15 protein-coding genes are annotated in these 16,834 nt (G+C 64.5%); 9 read left to right on the top strand and 6 right to left on the bottom strand.

Annotated elements, in window-relative coordinates; all coding sequences use genetic code 11:
- Window positions 1-102 precede the first annotated feature (102 nt).
- The gene (locus JKL46_RS08795) at window positions 103-1,122 is read right to left on the bottom strand and encodes an amino acid ABC transporter substrate-binding protein (protein ID WP_201831941.1); all 1,020 of its coding nucleotides are present in this window, start codon (window positions 1,120-1,122) and stop codon (window positions 103-105) included.
- A 237-nt stretch (window positions 1,123-1,359) separates the two neighbouring features.
- Here JKL46_RS08795 and metC point away from each other — a divergent pair, with 237 nt between their 5' ends.
- Entirely contained in the window at window positions 1,360-2,556 is a 1,197-nt protein-coding gene (metC, locus tag JKL46_RS08800) for a cystathionine beta-lyase (protein WP_201831943.1), read from the top strand.
- Between the two features lie 110 nt (window positions 2,557-2,666).
- Here the strand turns inward: metC and JKL46_RS08805 are convergent, their stop codons facing one another.
- The 3 genes from JKL46_RS08805 to JKL46_RS08815 are packed head-to-tail and all read right to left on the bottom strand — an operon-like array spanning window position 2,667 to window position 5,525.
- Complete coding sequence (locus JKL46_RS08805; RefSeq protein WP_201831945.1) at window positions 2,667-3,032, bottom strand: lipid-A-disaccharide synthase N-terminal domain-containing protein; 366 nt, start codon at window positions 3,030-3,032, stop codon at window positions 2,667-2,669.
- Window positions 3,032-3,766: a glycosyltransferase family 2 protein gene (locus JKL46_RS08810; RefSeq protein ID WP_201831947.1), complete on the bottom strand. Its 735-nt coding sequence runs from the start codon at window positions 3,764-3,766 to the stop codon at window positions 3,032-3,034. The genes JKL46_RS08805 and JKL46_RS08810 overlap by 1 nt, the downstream gene beginning before the upstream one ends.
- 49 nt (window positions 3,767-3,815) lie before the next feature.
- Complete coding sequence (locus JKL46_RS08815; RefSeq protein WP_201831950.1) at window positions 3,816-5,525, bottom strand: ArnT family glycosyltransferase; 1,710 nt, start codon at window positions 5,523-5,525, stop codon at window positions 3,816-3,818.
- A gap of 437 nt (window positions 5,526-5,962) precedes the next feature.
- Here JKL46_RS08815 and JKL46_RS08820 point away from each other — a divergent pair, with 437 nt between their 5' ends.
- A complete protein-coding gene (locus tag JKL46_RS08820) occupies window positions 5,963-6,256 on the top strand; it encodes a hypothetical protein (RefSeq protein WP_201831952.1) in 294 nt (97 codons plus the stop codon).
- A 68-nt stretch (window positions 6,257-6,324) separates the two neighbouring features.
- On the opposite strand, the gene JKL46_RS08825 is transcribed toward JKL46_RS08820, so the two are convergent.
- Complete coding sequence (locus tag JKL46_RS08825) at window positions 6,325-6,759, bottom strand: hypothetical protein (protein WP_201831961.1); 435 nt, start codon at window positions 6,757-6,759, stop codon at window positions 6,325-6,327.
- Window positions 6,760-6,942: 183 nt separating this feature from the next.
- A complete protein-coding gene (locus JKL46_RS08830; protein ID WP_201831963.1) occupies window positions 6,943-7,659 on the bottom strand; it encodes a sigma-70 family RNA polymerase sigma factor in 717 nt (238 codons plus the stop codon).
- Between the two features lie 187 nt (window positions 7,660-7,846).
- Here JKL46_RS08830 and xylB point away from each other — a divergent pair, with 187 nt between their 5' ends.
- From xylB to JKL46_RS08865, 7 genes are all read left to right on the top strand, one after another.
- Window positions 7,847-9,316, top strand: a complete 1,470-nt coding sequence (xylB, locus tag JKL46_RS08835; protein WP_343074031.1) for a xylulokinase — start codon at window positions 7,847-7,849, stop codon at window positions 9,314-9,316.
- Window positions 9,317-9,801: 485 nt separating this feature from the next.
- Entirely contained in the window at window positions 9,802-11,331 is a 1,530-nt protein-coding gene (locus JKL46_RS08840) for a sugar ABC transporter ATP-binding protein (protein WP_201831968.1), read from the top strand.
- On the top strand, window positions 11,328-12,359 hold the full coding sequence (locus tag JKL46_RS08845; RefSeq protein ID WP_425493244.1) for an ABC transporter permease subunit: 1,032 nt from the start codon (window positions 11,328-11,330) through the stop codon (window positions 12,357-12,359). The genes JKL46_RS08840 and JKL46_RS08845 overlap by 4 nt, the downstream gene beginning before the upstream one ends.
- A gap of 116 nt (window positions 12,360-12,475) precedes the next feature.
- Window positions 12,476-13,411: an ABC transporter substrate-binding protein gene (locus JKL46_RS08850; protein WP_201831970.1), complete on the top strand. Its 936-nt coding sequence runs from the start codon at window positions 12,476-12,478 to the stop codon at window positions 13,409-13,411.
- A 69-nt stretch (window positions 13,412-13,480) separates the two neighbouring features.
- Window positions 13,481-14,176, top strand: a complete 696-nt coding sequence (locus tag JKL46_RS08855; RefSeq protein ID WP_281399852.1) for an L-ribulose-5-phosphate 4-epimerase — start codon at window positions 13,481-13,483, stop codon at window positions 14,174-14,176.
- A gap of 27 nt (window positions 14,177-14,203) precedes the next feature.
- Complete coding sequence (locus JKL46_RS08860; protein ID WP_201831972.1) at window positions 14,204-15,814, top strand: ribulokinase; 1,611 nt, start codon at window positions 14,204-14,206, stop codon at window positions 15,812-15,814.
- 65 nt (window positions 15,815-15,879) lie between these two features.
- Window positions 15,880-16,830, top strand: a complete 951-nt coding sequence (locus tag JKL46_RS08865; RefSeq protein WP_201831974.1) for a carbohydrate kinase family protein — start codon at window positions 15,880-15,882, stop codon at window positions 16,828-16,830.
- Window positions 16,831-16,834 lie beyond the last annotated feature (4 nt).

A 16,834-nucleotide genomic window follows, 5' to 3' on the forward strand; every position in this document is an offset into this window, starting at 1 on the left:
CCTCCCCTGTTCACGCACTCTTGGAGCGTCATGAACGGGCGGCATTTCTTCTTATCGTTGAAGGGCGCCCGGAATGTCCGGACGCCCATTGTCGATGGTCGCTTAGCGGACCGGGATGCCGTATTGCAGGCCGCCCTTGGTCCATTGGGCGTTCTGGCCGCGCTTGATCTTCAGGCGCGAGCCCTCGCCGACGTTCTTCTCGAACACTTCGCCGTAGTTGCCGACATGCTTGATGATGCGCACGGCCCAGTCGTTCGTCAGGCCGGTGGCCTCACCGAACTTGCCTTCGGTGCCGAGGAGACGCTTGATCTCCGGGTTTTCGGAGGTCTTCATCTGGTCGACATTGGCCTTGGTCACGCCGAGCTCTTCCGCGTTCAGCATGGCCATGTGGGTCCAGCGGACGATATCGCCCCACTGGTTGTCACCGTGGCGCACTGCCGGGCCGAGGGGCTCCTTGGAGATGATCTCGGGCAGAACGATATGATCGTCCGGAGCCGAGGCGCGCAGACGCTCGGCATAGAGGCCCGAAGCGTCCGTCGTGAAGGCGTCGCAGCGGCCGGCGTCATAGGCCTTGAACGTCTCGTCCGAGGTCGCGAAAGCCACGACTTCGTACTTCATGTTGTTGGCACGGAAGTAGTCGGCGAGGTTCAGCTCGGTGGTGGTGCCCTGCTGGGTGCAGATCGAAGCGCCGTTCAGCTCCTTGGCGGAGGCAACGCCGAGCTTCTTGCGGACCATGAAGCCCTGGCCGTCGAAGTAGTTGATGGCCGGGAAGTCGAGGCCGAGCTGCGTGTCGCGCGACATGGTCGCGGTCGAGTTGCGGGACAGCACGTCCACTTCGCCGGACTGGAGCGCGGTGAAGCGGTCCTTGGCGGCGAGCGGAATGAAGCGGACCTTGTTCGGATCGTCGAAGATGGCAGCCGCAATGGCGCGGCAGAGATCGACGTCGAGGCCGGTCCAGTTGCCCTGCGCGTCAGGCTGGCCGAAGCCCGCAAGACCCGTGTTCGAGCCGCAGGTCAGGAAGCCTTTCTGCTTGACGCTGTTGAGCGTCGCCTGGGCCGAGGCGCCCGTGGCGAGCAGGCTGGCCGTCAGACCGAAGGCAATCGATACGAGAGCCTTTTTCATGTTGGTATGTTCTCCCACTGATACGTCATGGCTCGGCGGTAGTTGGTTATTTCCCCTCAGCCCCCGCCGAACCCGGTTTTTGACCGTTCCGCGCCACCTCGGCGAGGCGGCATCGAAACCCATCACATTCCATGATTAATCACTGGTCAAGTCTTGATGGAAGGCATTTATTGCCTGACTTGACGTCATCGGCTGCCCGGTTTCAGATCGTGCCCTCCTCAGCAAGCCGTTGAAGCAATGTCAAAACTCCCCCCAAAGCCCCAAAATATATCCGAACGCACCCGTCTCGTTCATGCCGGACGAGAGCCCTTCGACCAGTATGGCTTCGTCAACACGCCGATCTATCGCGGCTCGACCGTCCTGTATCCCACGACGGACGATCTGCTGCATCGGCGCGGCCGGTATTCCTATGGAACCAAAGGAACTCCGACCACGAATTCCCTCGAAACGGCATGGACCGAGCTGACCGGCGCGGCGGGCACAGTCCTGGCGCCGTCGGGTCTGGCCGCCGTTGCGGTCGGGCTGATGTCCTGCCTTAAGAGCGGCGATCACCTGCTCATGACGGATTCGGTCTACCTGCCGACGCGTCATTTCTGTAACGGCATGCTCAAGAAATTTGGTGTGGAAACCACCTATTACGACCCGCGCATCGGCGCCGGGATCGAGGCCCTGATCCGCCCGAACACCACGGCCGTGTTCACGGAAGCCCCCGGATCACAATCGCTTGAGATGCAGGATATTCCCGCCATTGCCGAGGTTGCGCACCGGCACGGCGCCGTCGTCCTCATGGACAACACCTGGGCGACCCCCCTGCTCTTCCCGCCGCACGAGCGCGGCGTCGACATCGCCATCGAGGCGGGCACGAAGTATCTCAGTGGGGGGTCGGATCTCCTGTTGGGTATGGTCTCAGCCAACGAGCGCTGCTTCAAGGCTCTGCGCGACGCCTACGATTCCTTCGCCATGTGCCCTGGGCCCGAAGACGTCTTCCTCGGGCTGAGGGGCCTTCGCACCATGGCCCTGCGGCTGCGGGAGCACGAGAAGCAGGCGCTCGACCTCGCACGCTGGCTTCAGGCCCGGCCTGAGGTGGCGCGGGTACTGCATCCGGCACTCGAAAGCTATCCCGGCCACGACATCTGGAAGCGCGACTTCAAGGGCTCGTCGGGCCTGTTCTCGGTCATCCTGAAACCCTGCTCCGACCAGGCGCTCGCGGCCATGCTCGACGGCCTCTCCCTCTTCGGCATGGGCTATTCCTGGGGTGGGTTCGAGAGCCTAGTGATCCCGTTCAACTGCGCGACCTACCGTACGGCGACCAAATGGGAGCCGGGCGGCCACGCCCTGCGCTTCCACATCGGGCTGGAGGAAATGGACGATCTGAAGCGGGATCTCGATGCGGGATTCGCGCGGCTCCGGGAGACGGATGCCGAGGCAGCGTAGAGATTAGGCTTCGGCGGCTAGAGCTGGTTCCACTGGCGTGGAACCGGCTCTCTTCTTCGCTTTGCCGCATTTCTTGACGCCAAACCGGATCCACTTTGCCGAAAAATGCTCTAACCCGCCGAAGCCTCGACCTCCGAGCCGGAGACGACGGCGCCCTGCGCCTTCCTCTTCTCCTTGGCGATCAGCATCAGGTTGCGGATATAGATGAAGATCGAGAAGACTTGGCCGAGAATGATCACGATGTCGCTGCGGGCGAAGCCGTAGATCAGGGTCATCAGGCCACCGGAAATCGACAGGATCCAGAATCCGACCGGGATGACGCTCTTTTCCGCCTTCTCGCTCGCGATCCACTGCACGAGGAAGCGCGCGCCGAACACGAACTGGGCGATCACGCCGAAGGCGGCCCAGAGATCGAACCGGGCGACCACCAGATCGTAGAAATAAAGTCCCAGATCGTGGGAAAGGCGCATCAACATCAGACGATTTCCTGAGCCGCTGGAACGCGGCGGCGGCGGCGGATCAACCACCAGACTCCGGCTAAATCAAGGATGCCGACCCAGAGCCGGTCGAACATACCATAATTGGAGCGTCCCGCATGGCGCGGTCGATCGACCACGTCCACATGGGCGATCCCGTGGCCCTCACGCTTGATCAGGGCCGGCATGAAGCGGTGCAGGGCGTCGAAATAGGGCAGCCGCAGGTAGACATCGCGGCGGAAGGCCTTGAGCCCGCAGCCCGTATCCCTGGTTCCGTCCTTCAGGATCCGCCCCCGCACCCCGTTCGCGATGCGGGACTGCCATTTCTTGTAGGCGCCGTCCTTGCGTCCGACCCGCTGCCCGGCCACCAGGGCGACCTTGGGATCATCCAGGGCCGCCACCAGCTGCGGGATGAAGGCCGGGTCATTCTGCCCGTCCCCGTCCAGGGTCACGACGATGGGGCCGCGGGCGGCATGGACGCCGGTCCGGACCGCGGCGCTCTGCCCGCAGCTCGCCTCATGCCGGACGAGACGCAGCCAGGGCCGCGTCGTGCGGGCATTCAGAACCTGCTGGACGGTGTCGTCCGTCGAACCGTCGTCCACATAGACGACCTCGAAGGGACCCAGCGGCGCGCAGGCCTGCTCGATCTCCTCCACCAGGGGAAGGATGTTGAGCGCTTCGTTCTTGACGGGCACCACGACGCTGATGCGAGGGCCTGAGGTAAGATCGGTCATCCGCTAAGGGCCATCGCTGGCCACCCCTTGAGAGAAGGCGAGCCGGGCTTCAGAAGCCCGTTGCATAGGCCGCGATATCGACCCGCCGCCCGCTGTTGATATTGAATCCCTGGACGCGGGTCGAGAGCACCGGCTGCTGCTTGAGGCGCTCGTTCTCGGTCCGGAACTCGCCCTCGAACCGCTTTTCGACGAAAACGACCCGGCAGCCGCCCGGCTGCAGGAAGGCGGCAGCCTCGGCCCCGGTTTCGACCATCTCGAGATTCGTGCCGGTCAGGAACACCAGGCTGGGCTCGCGGTAGCCGAGGGTCGCGACGAGCGGGTTTTCGCAAGGCACGTTGCGGGCCACCTCGGCAAGGCGGTCCGACACCTTGAGGGAGCGCAGATCGAGCTGGGCGAAGCCGAACACGCCGAGGGAGAGGAAGGCGGCCGAGGCGAAGCTTACCCACAGGGTCGGGACCATCCTGTTCTTCACGAAGAGCCACCAGGCCCACAGGGCGAGAAGCGAGGAGATCACCAGAGCCGGAAGCGCCCGGAAGGGCACCATCCCGTCGAAGGCCCAGCCGACCGCCGAGAGGCCGATGGTGAGGCCGACGGGAATGAACGGAATGAGGATTGTCGCAACCTTGGCCAGGGGCCGATGCGGTCCAACGAAATGCCGCGCAATGGCCATGACCGTGATGATCGCCACCGCCGGGAGAAGCGGCAGCGTGTAATGCGGCAGCTTGGTCGGCACAGCCTCGAAAACGATCCAGGACGGCACGATCCAGGCCAGGGCGAAGGCGACCGGCTCCTCCCGGCGGTGGATCCAGGCGAAGGGCACAGCGATGGCGGCAAGGATCGCACCAGGCCAGAAGGTGGCGAAGAAGGAGATCAGATAGAAGCCCGGCGGCGCCCAATGGACGGTCTGGGCCGTGCCGACCTTGCCGAGCATGTCGTGGCCGATCGATTCGGCGTAGAAGGCTCCGCCCGTATTGATTGCGATGGCGATGAACCAGGGCAGAACCACGACGAGGGTGAATGCCAGCCCCTGCCAGGGTTTCAGCGTCGACAGCCAGCGGCCTGAACGCTCCTTGTAGGACAGTACCGCAGCGGCGAGGCCAGCGAACATCACCACCAGCGGCCCCTTGATCAGGATGCCCAAGGCGAAGCCGGTCCAGAAGAGCCACAATGCCCTTCTTGGGAGAGTCCCGGCACCCCGGCTCAGATAGGCTCGGGCCAAGCCGCCCATGACAGCAACGGAGCAGGCCGTCAGCATGGCATCGGTCTTCGCCAGACGCGCCTCGACCATGAGGATGATACAGGTCGCCATGAGGGCTGCTGTCAGGAATGCCCCTCGCCTTCCGAAGAAGGCCAAGGCAGCCCAATAGGTCAGCAGAACCGTCGCAATGGCCCCGACCAGGGAGGGGATCCTATAAAGCGCGATGGTGGTTCGCGCCTCCGGCACGCCGAGCGCCTGCGCGACGGCGACGGTGGCGCTCTGCATCCAGTAGATCCCGACGGGCTTCTTGTTCCGCGCCTCGTCCTGGAAGCGGATATCGACGAAATCCCCCGTCTCCAGCATCTGCTTGGAGGCCTGCGCGTAGCGCGGCTCGTCCCGGTCCATGGGCTGGAGGGAGGCGAAGCCCGGCAGGAAGCAGACGAGCGACAGCAGCACGAGTACCGCGCAGAGGCGGGCATGGCTCCGCTCGACGAAAGTCGTCAGCTGAGCCACCGACAGGTGGCGTAACGACGTCCGCTGCTGGGGGACAGAACCGTCCATCAATCACTCCGGGGGCGGCCATATAGGCTTCATGCCGGCAGGATTCCCCACGGGCACAGGTCCATCAAGCCGCGTCATGTCCTCCAAACCCGGCGGGAAGTCAAATTGACGGAAGGTAGCGGGTAGGCTCGCAAGGCCCAGCTCATCGCTTGGCTTTCTCTAAACCCTTATCCTTAGAGTCTGGGGTCATAAAGCGCGGGCAACCCTCCTCCCCCTTGTGGGGAGGAGTTGGAGGTGGGGGTGTGAGCGCCACGCTGGTCCAGTTCAGCGCCAACACCCCCACCCCGGCCCTCCCCACAAGGGGGAGGGAGAAGATACCTGCGCCTCGATCGATTTATGGACCAGCCTCCTCAGAATGAGGCGAGACTTCTCCCAGGAACATGGGCGCTCGGGCCGGCATTGCCTGAACGAACGGGTTCGATGCTGGAGGTGACATTATGAACAGGACCGTCCGATGGTGCGGCCTTGCCTTCGCGGTGTTCGCTGCCTGCCCTGCCCTCGCCCTGGATCAGCCCGTCGTCTGGCGGGACGAGGACACGGGTTGCGCCTATCTGCTTACCCCGCAGGGCGGCATCGCTCCCCGCCACCGCCGGGATGGAACACTCGATTGTCCGGATGTTTCCGCCAACACGGGAATGGTCGAGGGGATGGGGCGCGATATCGCCCGCGGGCTCGATGCCCTGCAGCGCGAAGTGGAGCGCCTGCGCGAGCGGTACAACAATCGCCCGTGACGCCTCAGGAAGACGCGACCTCGACGAAAGCCGGCCCCGGCACAGTCCGGGCCAGGGCCGTGCCGTTGTTATCGAAACCAGCCGAAATAGAGCGACCAGAGGCTGGGTGAGCGGATGCCGCGGACCCGCCGGGCTGCTTCGTCGGCGCGCATCGATTCTCCGCCGTGGCACGAGCACAGGACGATATGGGCGTCGTGTTCGGAAATCTGGAAGAAATCGACCGCGTCCCCGAATCTGTCGCTGAGAAGCCCCGCCGTCCGGAGCACCGGATCTGCATAGGCGATCGTCAAGGCGGATCCGTCGGCACGGAGCGCCCGGCGCTCGGCCTTGGGCTTCCACTCGATCTCATCGAGGGTCTTCAGCTCCAAATCGGGATTTCTGTCGAGGAGCTCGACCCAGCGATCCAGCCGCTCCCGTTTCGACAGGACGACCGGGGCTTTCACCTCCTCGTGGGTCTTCAGGTCGGCGACGCTACTGAGTTCGGACAGAGGCCTGTGTTCCATGCTCCCCTCCTTGGCAGAAGAGCGATTGCGAGCCCACCCAGCTATGAGCTCAACCTTGAAGCCTCAGCAAAAGTTCGAGGAACGGGCGGTCCGACCGCGCTGATATTTTGTGCATCCCACAAATGCATCGGGACCGCTCACGTCATGGTGAGCGGTCCCGATGCACAGAGGCGAATGCAGTCTTCAGGCAGTCGCGGCGCGATCGTGATCGAACCGCGTGGTGCCCATGAGTTCGGCGAGGCGGTTGCGGGCGCGGTTGACGCGGCTCTTGATGGTGCCGACCTTCACGCCCAACGCCTCCGCCGCATCTTCATAGGACATGCCCTCGGCACCGATCAGGATGATCGCCTCGCGCTGTTCCTGAGGCAGTTTCTCCAATGCGGTGGAGAGGTCCTGCAGCGCGAGCTTGTCCTCCTGATCCGGGATCGCGATCATGCTCGCTGCATGCGTGCCATCGCCGTCCTCGACCTCGCGGCTGGTCTTGCGGTGCGTCGAATAGAAGCCGTTGCGCAGAATGGTGAAGAGCCAAGCCTGGAGGTTCGTGCCGGCCTCGAAGGTATCCTGCTTGGTTAGCGCCTTGAGCACCGTGTCCTGCACAAGATCCTCCGCCTGATCGACCTTGCCGGTCAGGGAGAGAGCGAAGGCGCGCAGGTTCGGCAGGGCATCCATGACGCCGTTGATGAAGTCCTGGTCGACGGGCTCCGTATGGGCGCGGATGACCTGGGCGACGCGGTCGACGAGCCGCGCAAGATCGCGCGGCAGCTTGTCCTCCGCAGGATCGCCATAAAGGGCACGCAACTGCTTTCCGAGGTGCAGGCGTACGGCAGCGCTCAGCGCAGCCGCCGAAGACGGCGAATCGGGATGATTTAACTCGGACTGGTTCTTGGCATTCTGTGACATGCCGAATTATTTGGGGCGTGCGGTTCCCGTTTAAATATCCGGGCGACATTTCGACCATGAGATTTTTTCGAGATTTTTTCATCCTCGACCCTCTGGATTTTATCACCTGGATACCTAAGCAGCCGGACTGGGCTATATGCTCCCTTTCCGCGGGATCCATGGCCGGCAGCAAACAGGGAGCTTGGGCGTGCCTCACTATCTCGGTATCGATGTCGGCACCTCGGCGGTAAAGGCGATTCTGGCGGACGAGCGGCAGAATGCCGTCGCCGAAGCGGACGTTTCCCTGACGGTTTCCCGCCTGCACGATCTCTGGTCGGAGCAGGACCCCGAGGCCTGGTGGCAGGCCGTGCAGACGGCGATCGAGCAGCTGCGTGCGGCGAATGCGTCCGCGTTCGCCGATATTCGCGGAATCGGCCTCTCGGGCCAGATGCACGGCGCAGTCCTGCTCGACGAGAACAACCGGCCGCTTCGCCCGGCCATTCTCTGGAACGACGGCCGCTCATTCCGGGAGGCGCAGGAGCTCGGCGCCAAGCACCCCGAACTCTCGCATGCCATGGGCGTGATCCCGATGCCGGGCTTCACGGCGCCGAAACTGCTGTGGGTCGCGCGGCACGAGCCCGATATATTCCGCGCCATCCGCAAGATCATGTTGCCGAAGGACTATATCCGCCTCAAGCTCACCGGAGCGGCGGTGACGGAGATGTCCGATGCCGCGGGCACGTGGTGGCTCGACGAAGCAAGGCGCGACTGGTCGGACGCGGCGCTGGCCGCGACTGATCTCAACCGGCAGCATATGCCGGACCTCGTCGAGGGCTCTCAGCCTTCGGGCATGGTGCGCTCCGAGATCGCCGCGCAATGGGGCCTGCAAGGCGATGTCGTCGTGGCAGGCGGTGCCGGCGATGCGGCTGCGGGCGCCGTCGGGCTCGGCGCCATCGAGGACGGATCGGCCTTCATCTCGCTCGGCACATCCGGCCAGCTTTTCGTCACCACGAAGGAATTCAGCCCGGCGCCGGAGGCCGTCGTGCATTCCTTCTGCCACGCGGTCCCGGGTCGCTGGTTTCAGATGGCGGCGATGCTGAATGCGGCGAGCTGCCTTGCCTGGACCGCGAGCCTTCTGAAGCGGGATATCGGCGACCTCCTGCGCGAGACGGAGGCCGCCTATCGCAGCCCGTCGAACGTCCTCTTCCTGCCCTATCTCGCGGGTGAGCGGACCCCTCACAACGATCCCTATGCGCGCGGTGTGTTCTTCGGGCTCTCGCCGGCGACGCAGCAGACCGATCTCGTGCAGGCGGTGCTGGAGGGGGTCGCCTTCAGTTTCGCCGATGCGAAGCAATGTCTGGAGCAGGCCGGCACGCCGCTCACCTATGCGGGCATGATCGGCGGCGGATCGCGCAGCGCTTTCTGGGCCAGGATTTTTGCCAGCGTCCTGGATGTCCCGATGGTGCGCTATCAAGGCAGCGACAAGGGCCCAGCCTTCGGCGCCGCGCGCCTCGCACGCCTCGCCGCGACCGGCGAGGCGCCGGAAGCGGTGTGTACCGCGCCCAGCATCCTCGAGACGATCGAGCCGCAGCCGCAGCTCGTGGAGCTCTACCGGCCTCGGATCGAGGCGTTCCGCAATCTCTATCGGGCGCTCAAGCCGGAATTCGTACGTGCCTGAAAGCCTGCTCGAGAAGAGCGTCCTCCCCGGCCCTTTTCCTGAGAGGCTGGCTCACAAGGGGTCCCGCCCCATAGCCCTCATCCTGAGGAGGCCGTCAGGCCGTCTCGAAGGACGAGGGCGTCTCCAGCGCTCTCTGGAGCCTCCTTCGAGACGCCACTGCGTGGCTCCTCAGGATGAGGTCGAGTGCTGTGGGCAGCCTCTCAGGATGAGGTGAGAGACCTATGAGAAAGCCTCCGAGGCGCCTCATCGAAGTTACTTTGTATCACCCAGTAATTACCCTACCCGCACGACGATTTCGTGTCGGCATGGAAAAGTTGTGGGGCATTCGCTCAAGTCTAAAAAGGAGGGATTGAAACCCGATTTTGTTGAAGCATTTACGGCAATCACGAACCCTTTTGATCCGATCGATCATCAGGGGCAGCGTAGTCTGTGAGTGCCAGAGCGGAGAACTTCCGCCTCAAGAAATCGCCTTTAGGGAAACGCCCATGACAGGATCCGCCCCGATCCTCGAAATGAAAGACATCTCGAAGACCTTTCCCGGCGTGAAGGCGCTCACGAACGTTTCGCTGACCGTCTATCCCGGCGAAATTCATGCGCTGATGGGTGAAAACGGCGCCGGCAAATCGACGCTGATGAAGATCCTGTCCGGCGCCTATCAGGCCGATCCCGGCGGCGAGATCCGCATCAGCGGCCAGCACGTCACCATCGACGGCCCGCTCGCCGCGCGGCATCACGGCATCTCGATCATTTATCAGGAATTGTCCCTCGCGCCGAACCTCACGGTCGCCGAGAACATGCTGCTCGGACGCGAGCACAAATCCGGCCCGATGGTCGACCGGCGCTCGATGGAAAAGGCCAGTCAGGCCATCCTCGAGCGCCTCGGCGTGCATTTCCGGGCGACGACGAAGGTCAGCGAACTCTCCATGGCCGAGCGGCAGCTCGTCGAGATCGCCCGCGCGTTGATCGCGGATTCGCGCATTCTGGTCATGGACGAGCCCACGACCTCGCTCTCCTCCCGCGAGACCGAGGCATTGTTCAAGCTGATCCGGCAGCTTCGGGCCGAGGGTCTCGCCATCATCTATATCAGCCATCGCATGGCGGAGATCTACGAGCTCGCCGAGCGCGTCTCCGTGCTGCGCGACGGCTCCTATGTCGGCACCCTCGTCGGCGACGAGATCTCCGCCGAGCGCCTCGTGCAGATGATGGTCGGCCGCGACCTGTCCTCGTTCTACAAGAAGGAGCATGACGCCCATCAGAGCCGAGGCTCGGTCATGTTCGCCGTCCGGAACATGGGCGACGGCGTGCGCGTGCACGATTGCTCGTTCGAGCTGCATGAGGGCGAGGTTCTCGGCATTGCCGGCCTCGTCGGCGCGGGGCGGACGGAGCTTGCCCGTCTCATCTACGGCGCCGACCTTCGGAAGAGCGGCGAGGTCTTTCTTCTGGGCAAGCGCCTGTCGATCCAAAAGCCCGAAGACGCGATCGATGCCGGCGTGGTCTATCTGACCGAAGACCGCAAGCATCTCGGGCTCTTCCTCGATCTCACCGTGCGCGAGAACGTGAATGTCAGCGTGCTCGGGCGGGATGCGCGCATGGGCGGCGTCCTCAACATGAAGGCCGCGAAGCGCAGAGCCGCGGAGGCGATCCGGGCGCTCGGCATCCGTGTCGCTGCGGACGTGGTGCCGGTCGGCAGCCTGTCCGGCGGCAACCAGCAGAAGGTTCTGCTCTCGCGCCTGCTCGAAACCAAGCCCAAGGTGCTCATCCTCGACGAGCCGACCCGCGGCGTCGATATCGGCGCCAAATCGGAAATCTACCGCCTCATCGACAGCCTCGCCCGCAACGGCGTCGGCGTCATCGTGATCTCCAGCGAATTGCCGGAAGTCGTCGGCATCTGCGACCGTGTGCTGGTGATGCGCGAAGGCCGGCTCGAGGGCGAGGTCGGCGGCGCCGGTCACCCGCCCGTGACCCAGGAAAACATCATCACCATCGCGACAGGCGTAAGGGAAGCGGCCGAATGACATCCCCGAACGAGACCAGCGCAGGCATGCAGACGACCGGTGCCAAGGGCGTCGATTCGGCGTCCCAGAGCCTCCAGCGCCGTCTGGCCTGGCGTTCCACCCTGCAGGCTATCGGCATGCTGCCGGTGCTCATCATCCTCGGCGTCGTGTTCGAGCTCATGTCGGGACGGTTCCTGAGCTTCCAGAACCTGTCGATCGTGATGCAGCAGGCCTCGATCAACACCGTGCTCGCGGCCGGCATGACCTTCGTCATCCTCACCGGCGGCATCGACCTGTCGGTCGGCTCGATCCTCGCCGCCTCCGCCATGGTCGCGATCCTGGCGTCATTGATCCCCGAATGGGGCATGCTCGGCATTCCGGCCGCCCTGCTGATGGGATTGGGGCTCGGCCTCGTGAACGGCGTGCTCATCGCCTTCGCGAAGCTGCCGCCCTTCATCGTGACGCTGGGATCGCTCACCGCCGTGCGCGGCCTCGCGCGCCTGATCGGCGACGACACCACCAAGTTCAACCCGCAGCTGCCCTTCGCCTTCATCGGCAACGGCACTCTGTTCGGCCTGCCCTGGCTGGTCTGGATCGCCTTCGCGGTGGTGATCCTCTCCTGGTTCATCCTCCGAAGAACGGTGCTCGGCGTCCACATCTACGCGGTCGGCGGCAATCCGGATGCGGCACGGCTCACCGGCATCAAGGTCTGGGCCGTCCTGCTCTTCGTCTATGCCTTCTCGGGGCTCGCAGCCGGTCTCGGCGGCGTCATGTCGGCCGCCCGCCTCTTCGCCGCCAACGGCCTGCAGCTCGGGCAATCCTACGAACTCGATGCCATCGCGGCGGTCATCCTCGGCGGCACCAGCTTCGTGGGCGGCATCGGCTCGATCTGGGGCACGCTCATCGGCGCGCTCATCATCGCCATCCTGTCGAACGGCCTCATTCTCGTGGGCGTGTCCGACATCTGGCAGTTCATCATCAAGGGGCTCGTGATCATCGGGGCCGTGGCGCTCGACCGCTACCGCCTCAAGGGATCGGCGCGGACCTGACACTAGAATACCAGCGCCCCGTTCGGGCGCTCGTATATGCGGTCGCCCGGAGGTACGCGCGAGTTCCGGAGATCGCGGGGAAACAAGACACCTGCAAAAGACATTCGGAGGAACCTATGGCACTTTCCCGTCTCACGCTGAGCCTTGCCGCCGCTGCAGTTCTGGCAGCCCCGGCCTATGCCAAGGACGTCAAGAACGTCGGCATTTCCGTCGGCCTGCTCGGCAACCCGTTCTTCGTCGCCACCATCAAGGGCATCGAGGCCAAGGCGAAGGAGGTTACGCCTGCCGCCAAGATCACCTCCGTGTCCGCGGATTACGATCTGAACAAGCAGTTCACGCAGATGGACAACTTCTCGGCCGCCGGCACCGACATCGTCATGATCAATGCGGTCGATCCGAAGGCCATCGAACCTTCCGTGAAGCGCGCCCAGGCTGCCGGCATGATCGTGGCGGCCTTCGACGTGGCAGCCGCCGGCGCCGACGTGACGGTGATGACGGACAACGTGAAGGCCGGCGAGCTCGCCTGCCAGTACATCGCCGATCACCTTAAGGGAAAGGGCGACGTGCTCATCATCAACGGCCCGCAGGTCTCCTCCATCGTCGACCGCGTCACCGGCTGCAAGGGCGTGTTCTCCAAGTATCCGGACATCAAGGTCCTCTCCGACAACCAGGACGCCAAGGGCTCCCGTGAAGGCGGCTTCGCCGTCGGCCAGAGCCTCCTGACCCGCTTCCCGAAGATCGATGCGGTGTTCGCCATCAATGATCCCACCGCCATCGGCATCAACCTGGCGGCGAAGCAGCTCAACCGCAACGAGTTCATCATCACCGCGGTCGACGGCGCACCGGACATCGAGACGGAGCTGAAATCGGGCAATTCCCTGATCAAGGCCTCGGCCTCGCAGGATCCGTACATCATGGCCGGTCAGTCCTATGAGCTCGCGGTGGGCATCGTGAACGGCAAGAAGCCCGAGAAGAACGTGATCCTGCTCGAGCCGAAGCTGATCACCGCCGACAACATCAAGGATTACAAGGGCTGGACAGCCGCCCGCTGATCCTCATTCCATCTGCGGCGGCCATGGCGCGAGCGATGGCCGCCGTTTTTCCGTTCAGGAGGCGCCTCGATGTTGAAGCAGCTGCGCGAGCAGGTTCTGGAAGCCAATCTGGAAGTGGTGCGCCGCGGCCTCGTGCTTTACACCTTCGGCAATGTCAGCGGCATCAGCCGCGAGGACAACCTCGTCGTGATCAAGCCGAGCGGCATTCCTTACGAGCGCATGAAGGCGGACGATCTCGTGGTCACCGATCTTGACGGCAAGGTCGTCTGGGGCGAGCTGCGTCCCTCCTCCGACCTCGACACCCACATCCATCTCTACAAGTCGTTTCCGCAGATCGGCGGCGTGGTGCACACGCATTCGGAGCACGCGACCGCCTGGGCGCAGGCCTGCCGTTCGATTCCGGCGCTCGGCACCACCCATGCCGACTACTTCTACGGCCCGGTGCCTATCACACGGCAGCTGACCTCCGAGGAGATCGAGAAGGATTACGTCCTCGCCACGGGCATCGCCATCACGGAGGCTTTCGGCAACCGCGATCCCATGGAAGTGCCGGCAGCGCTCGTGGCCGGACATGGCCCCTTCGCCTGGGGCAGAAATCCCGACGATGCCGTGCACAACGCGGTGGTGCTGGAGGCGGTCGCGCGCATGGCGATGTATACGTTCACTTTGCAGCCGGAGCCGCCGGCCGTGTCGCAGGCCCTGCTCGACCGGCACTATTTCCGCAAGCACGGGGCGACGGCGACCTATGGCCAGACCAAGAAATAACAGCCTGCCCCTTTCCGGGAGACACAGATGGCCGTTGTAGCAGGTGTCGATTTCGGCACCCTGAGCGTCAGGGTCACCCTCGTCGACGACCGCAAGGGCCCGCTCGGCCTCGCCACGGCGGAATATCCGCTTCACCGTAAGCGCGAGAACCCGGATTACGCGACGCAGGCCCATGCGGATCACATGGAGGCGCTCGCCGGCGGCATGCACGGCGCCCTCTCCTCGGCCGGCGTGAAGGGCGAGGACGTGGCGGCGCTTGCCATCGACACGACCGGTTCGAGCGTGGTGATGGTAGGCGAGGGGCTCGAACCCCTCGACGAATATTACCTCTGGTGCGACCACCGCGCGAAATCGGAGGCTGAGGAGATCACCCGGCTTGCGCACGAGGAAGGGCTCGAGGCCATTCAATGGTGCGGCGGGGTCTATTCGCATGAATGGGGTTTTTCCAAGCTGCTGCACTGGCTGCGCCACAACCCGGAGAAGCGCCATCGGCTCGTGACCGCACTGGAGCATTGCGACATGGTGGCGGCGACGCTCACCGGCGTCACCGATCCCCGCCATCTCAAGCGCAGCATCTGCGCCATGGGTCACAAATGGATGTGGAATCCACGCTGGGGCGGCCTGCCCGCGCAGGACTTCCTGTCCAAAGTCGACCCGCTCTTCGACGGCATCCGCGATAAGCTCGCCGGCGAATACGTCACCTCGGATGTCGTCGCCGGCCGCCTCACCCCCTATTGGGCGGAACGGCTCGGCCTGAAGGCGGGCATTCCGATTCCGGTCGGCGCCTTCGATGCCCATTGGGACGCGATCGGCGCAGGCTGCCGCGTCGGCGACGTGGTGAACGTGGTCGGCACCTCCACCTGCATCATCGCCATGGCCGAGGAGACCAGCCTGATCCAGGGCGTCTGCGGCGTGGTGCCGGGCAGCGTCGATCCCAAGCTCGTCGGCATCGAGGCCGGGCTCTCGGCCACGGGCGACATCTTCGAGGCGATCGCCCGGCGCGCCAACACGAACGTGAAGGAGCTTTCGAAGGGCCTCGACCAATACCGCGCCGGCCAGACCGGACTGCTGCGTCTGACCTGGGACAACGGCGACCGCACGGTCCTCGTCAAAGCCGATCTCGGCGGCATCACGCTGGGCTGGAACCTGCTGCACACCGCCCAGGACGAGCTCTTCGCGGCCATCGAAGGCACCGCCTTCCACACCCGCATCATCCTCGAGCGCATGGCCGAGGGCGGCGTGCCGGTGGAGCGGGTGATCAATGCGGGCGGCATCCCGCAGCACAATGCAGTGCTGAACCAGGTCTATGCCAATGTACTCGGCCGCCCCGTGCTGGTGCCGAACGGCATCCCGACGGGCCTCGGCTCCAGCATTTTTGCCAGTGTCGCCGCCGGTTCGCATCCCGATCTCGACGCGGCACAAGCGGCGATCTGCCTGCCCTTCCGCACATTCGAACCGGATCCCGCCGCCCATGCGGTCTACGAGCAGCTCTTCGCCCATTACAGGACGCTCTATTTCGGTTTCGGCGGCATCTCTGGACCGGTTTCGCTGGATCATGTACTGCGCGATCTGAAGCGGATCGCGTCTCTTCCCTCTGAGCCCGTTCCGCCCGATGTCGCCGAGCGCGTTCCGGTCTGAATGCCGGGAGCGCGCATCATACTGGATGCCGCAATGCCTCTTCTCTGCCTGTCAGGAGTCTCCCGATGATCCTGGTTTCCGGCGAAGCCCTGATCGACCTGTTTATCGGCGCGCCCGGCCAGGCGGGTTTCCCGGCCGAGGCGATCGCAGGCGGCTCCCCATTCAATGTCGCCATCGGCATCGGCCGCCTCGGCCGACCCTCGGCCTTCCTGTCCACCCTGTCGGATGATGTCTTCGGCACGTTCCTGGCGGAGAAGCTCGCGGAATCCGGCGTCAGCCCGGCCTATCTCCAGCGCTGCCCAAACTACACGACGCTCAGCGTGGTGGCGACGAGCGCCTCGGGCCAGCCGCAATATTCCTTCTATGCGCCGAACAGCGCCGACCGGGCGCTGACGCCCGAGGCGCTTCCCGCGCAATTGCCGCCGGAGGTGAACGCTATCGCTGCCGGCTCCTATGCGCTCGGCGTCGAGCCCATCGCCAGCGCCATCGAAACGCTCCTGCGCCGTGAGGCGGGATCGCGCGTGATCTCCCTCGATCCCAATGTGCGGCCCCGCGTCGTCGGCGATCTCAAGGTCTATCGCGAGCGCTTCGAGCGTCTGCTCGCCCATGCCGACATCGTGAAGGCGAGCGATGAGGATATCGAGATTCTATACTCCACCCACGACCTCGCATCCGCGGTGCGAAACTGGCTCCAGCGCGGTCCCAAGCTCGTCATCGTCACGCGCGGCGAGAAGGGGCCTCTTGCGGCCTTCGGCGACAGGATCGTGGAGCGCCCTGCCCCCGGGATCGCCGTTGTCGACACGGTCGGCGCCGGCGACACGTTCCATGCCGGCCTCCTCTCCTGGCTCGATGCCAACAACCTTCTCACACCTCAAGGCGTTGCGGCGCTCACCGACGAGCAGGTGATCGCCGCCCTCGATTTCGCGGCGGCGGCGGCAGCCATCGTCTGCACGCGGCGGGGTGCCAATCCGCCGTCCTGGACCGAGGTCGAACAATTCATGGCCGCCCGGGCCTGATCGC

The organism is Microvirga zambiensis WSM3693 (genome assembly GCF_016735695.1).
Classification (GTDB): domain Bacteria; phylum Pseudomonadota; class Alphaproteobacteria; order Rhizobiales; family Beijerinckiaceae; genus Microvirga; species Microvirga zambiensis.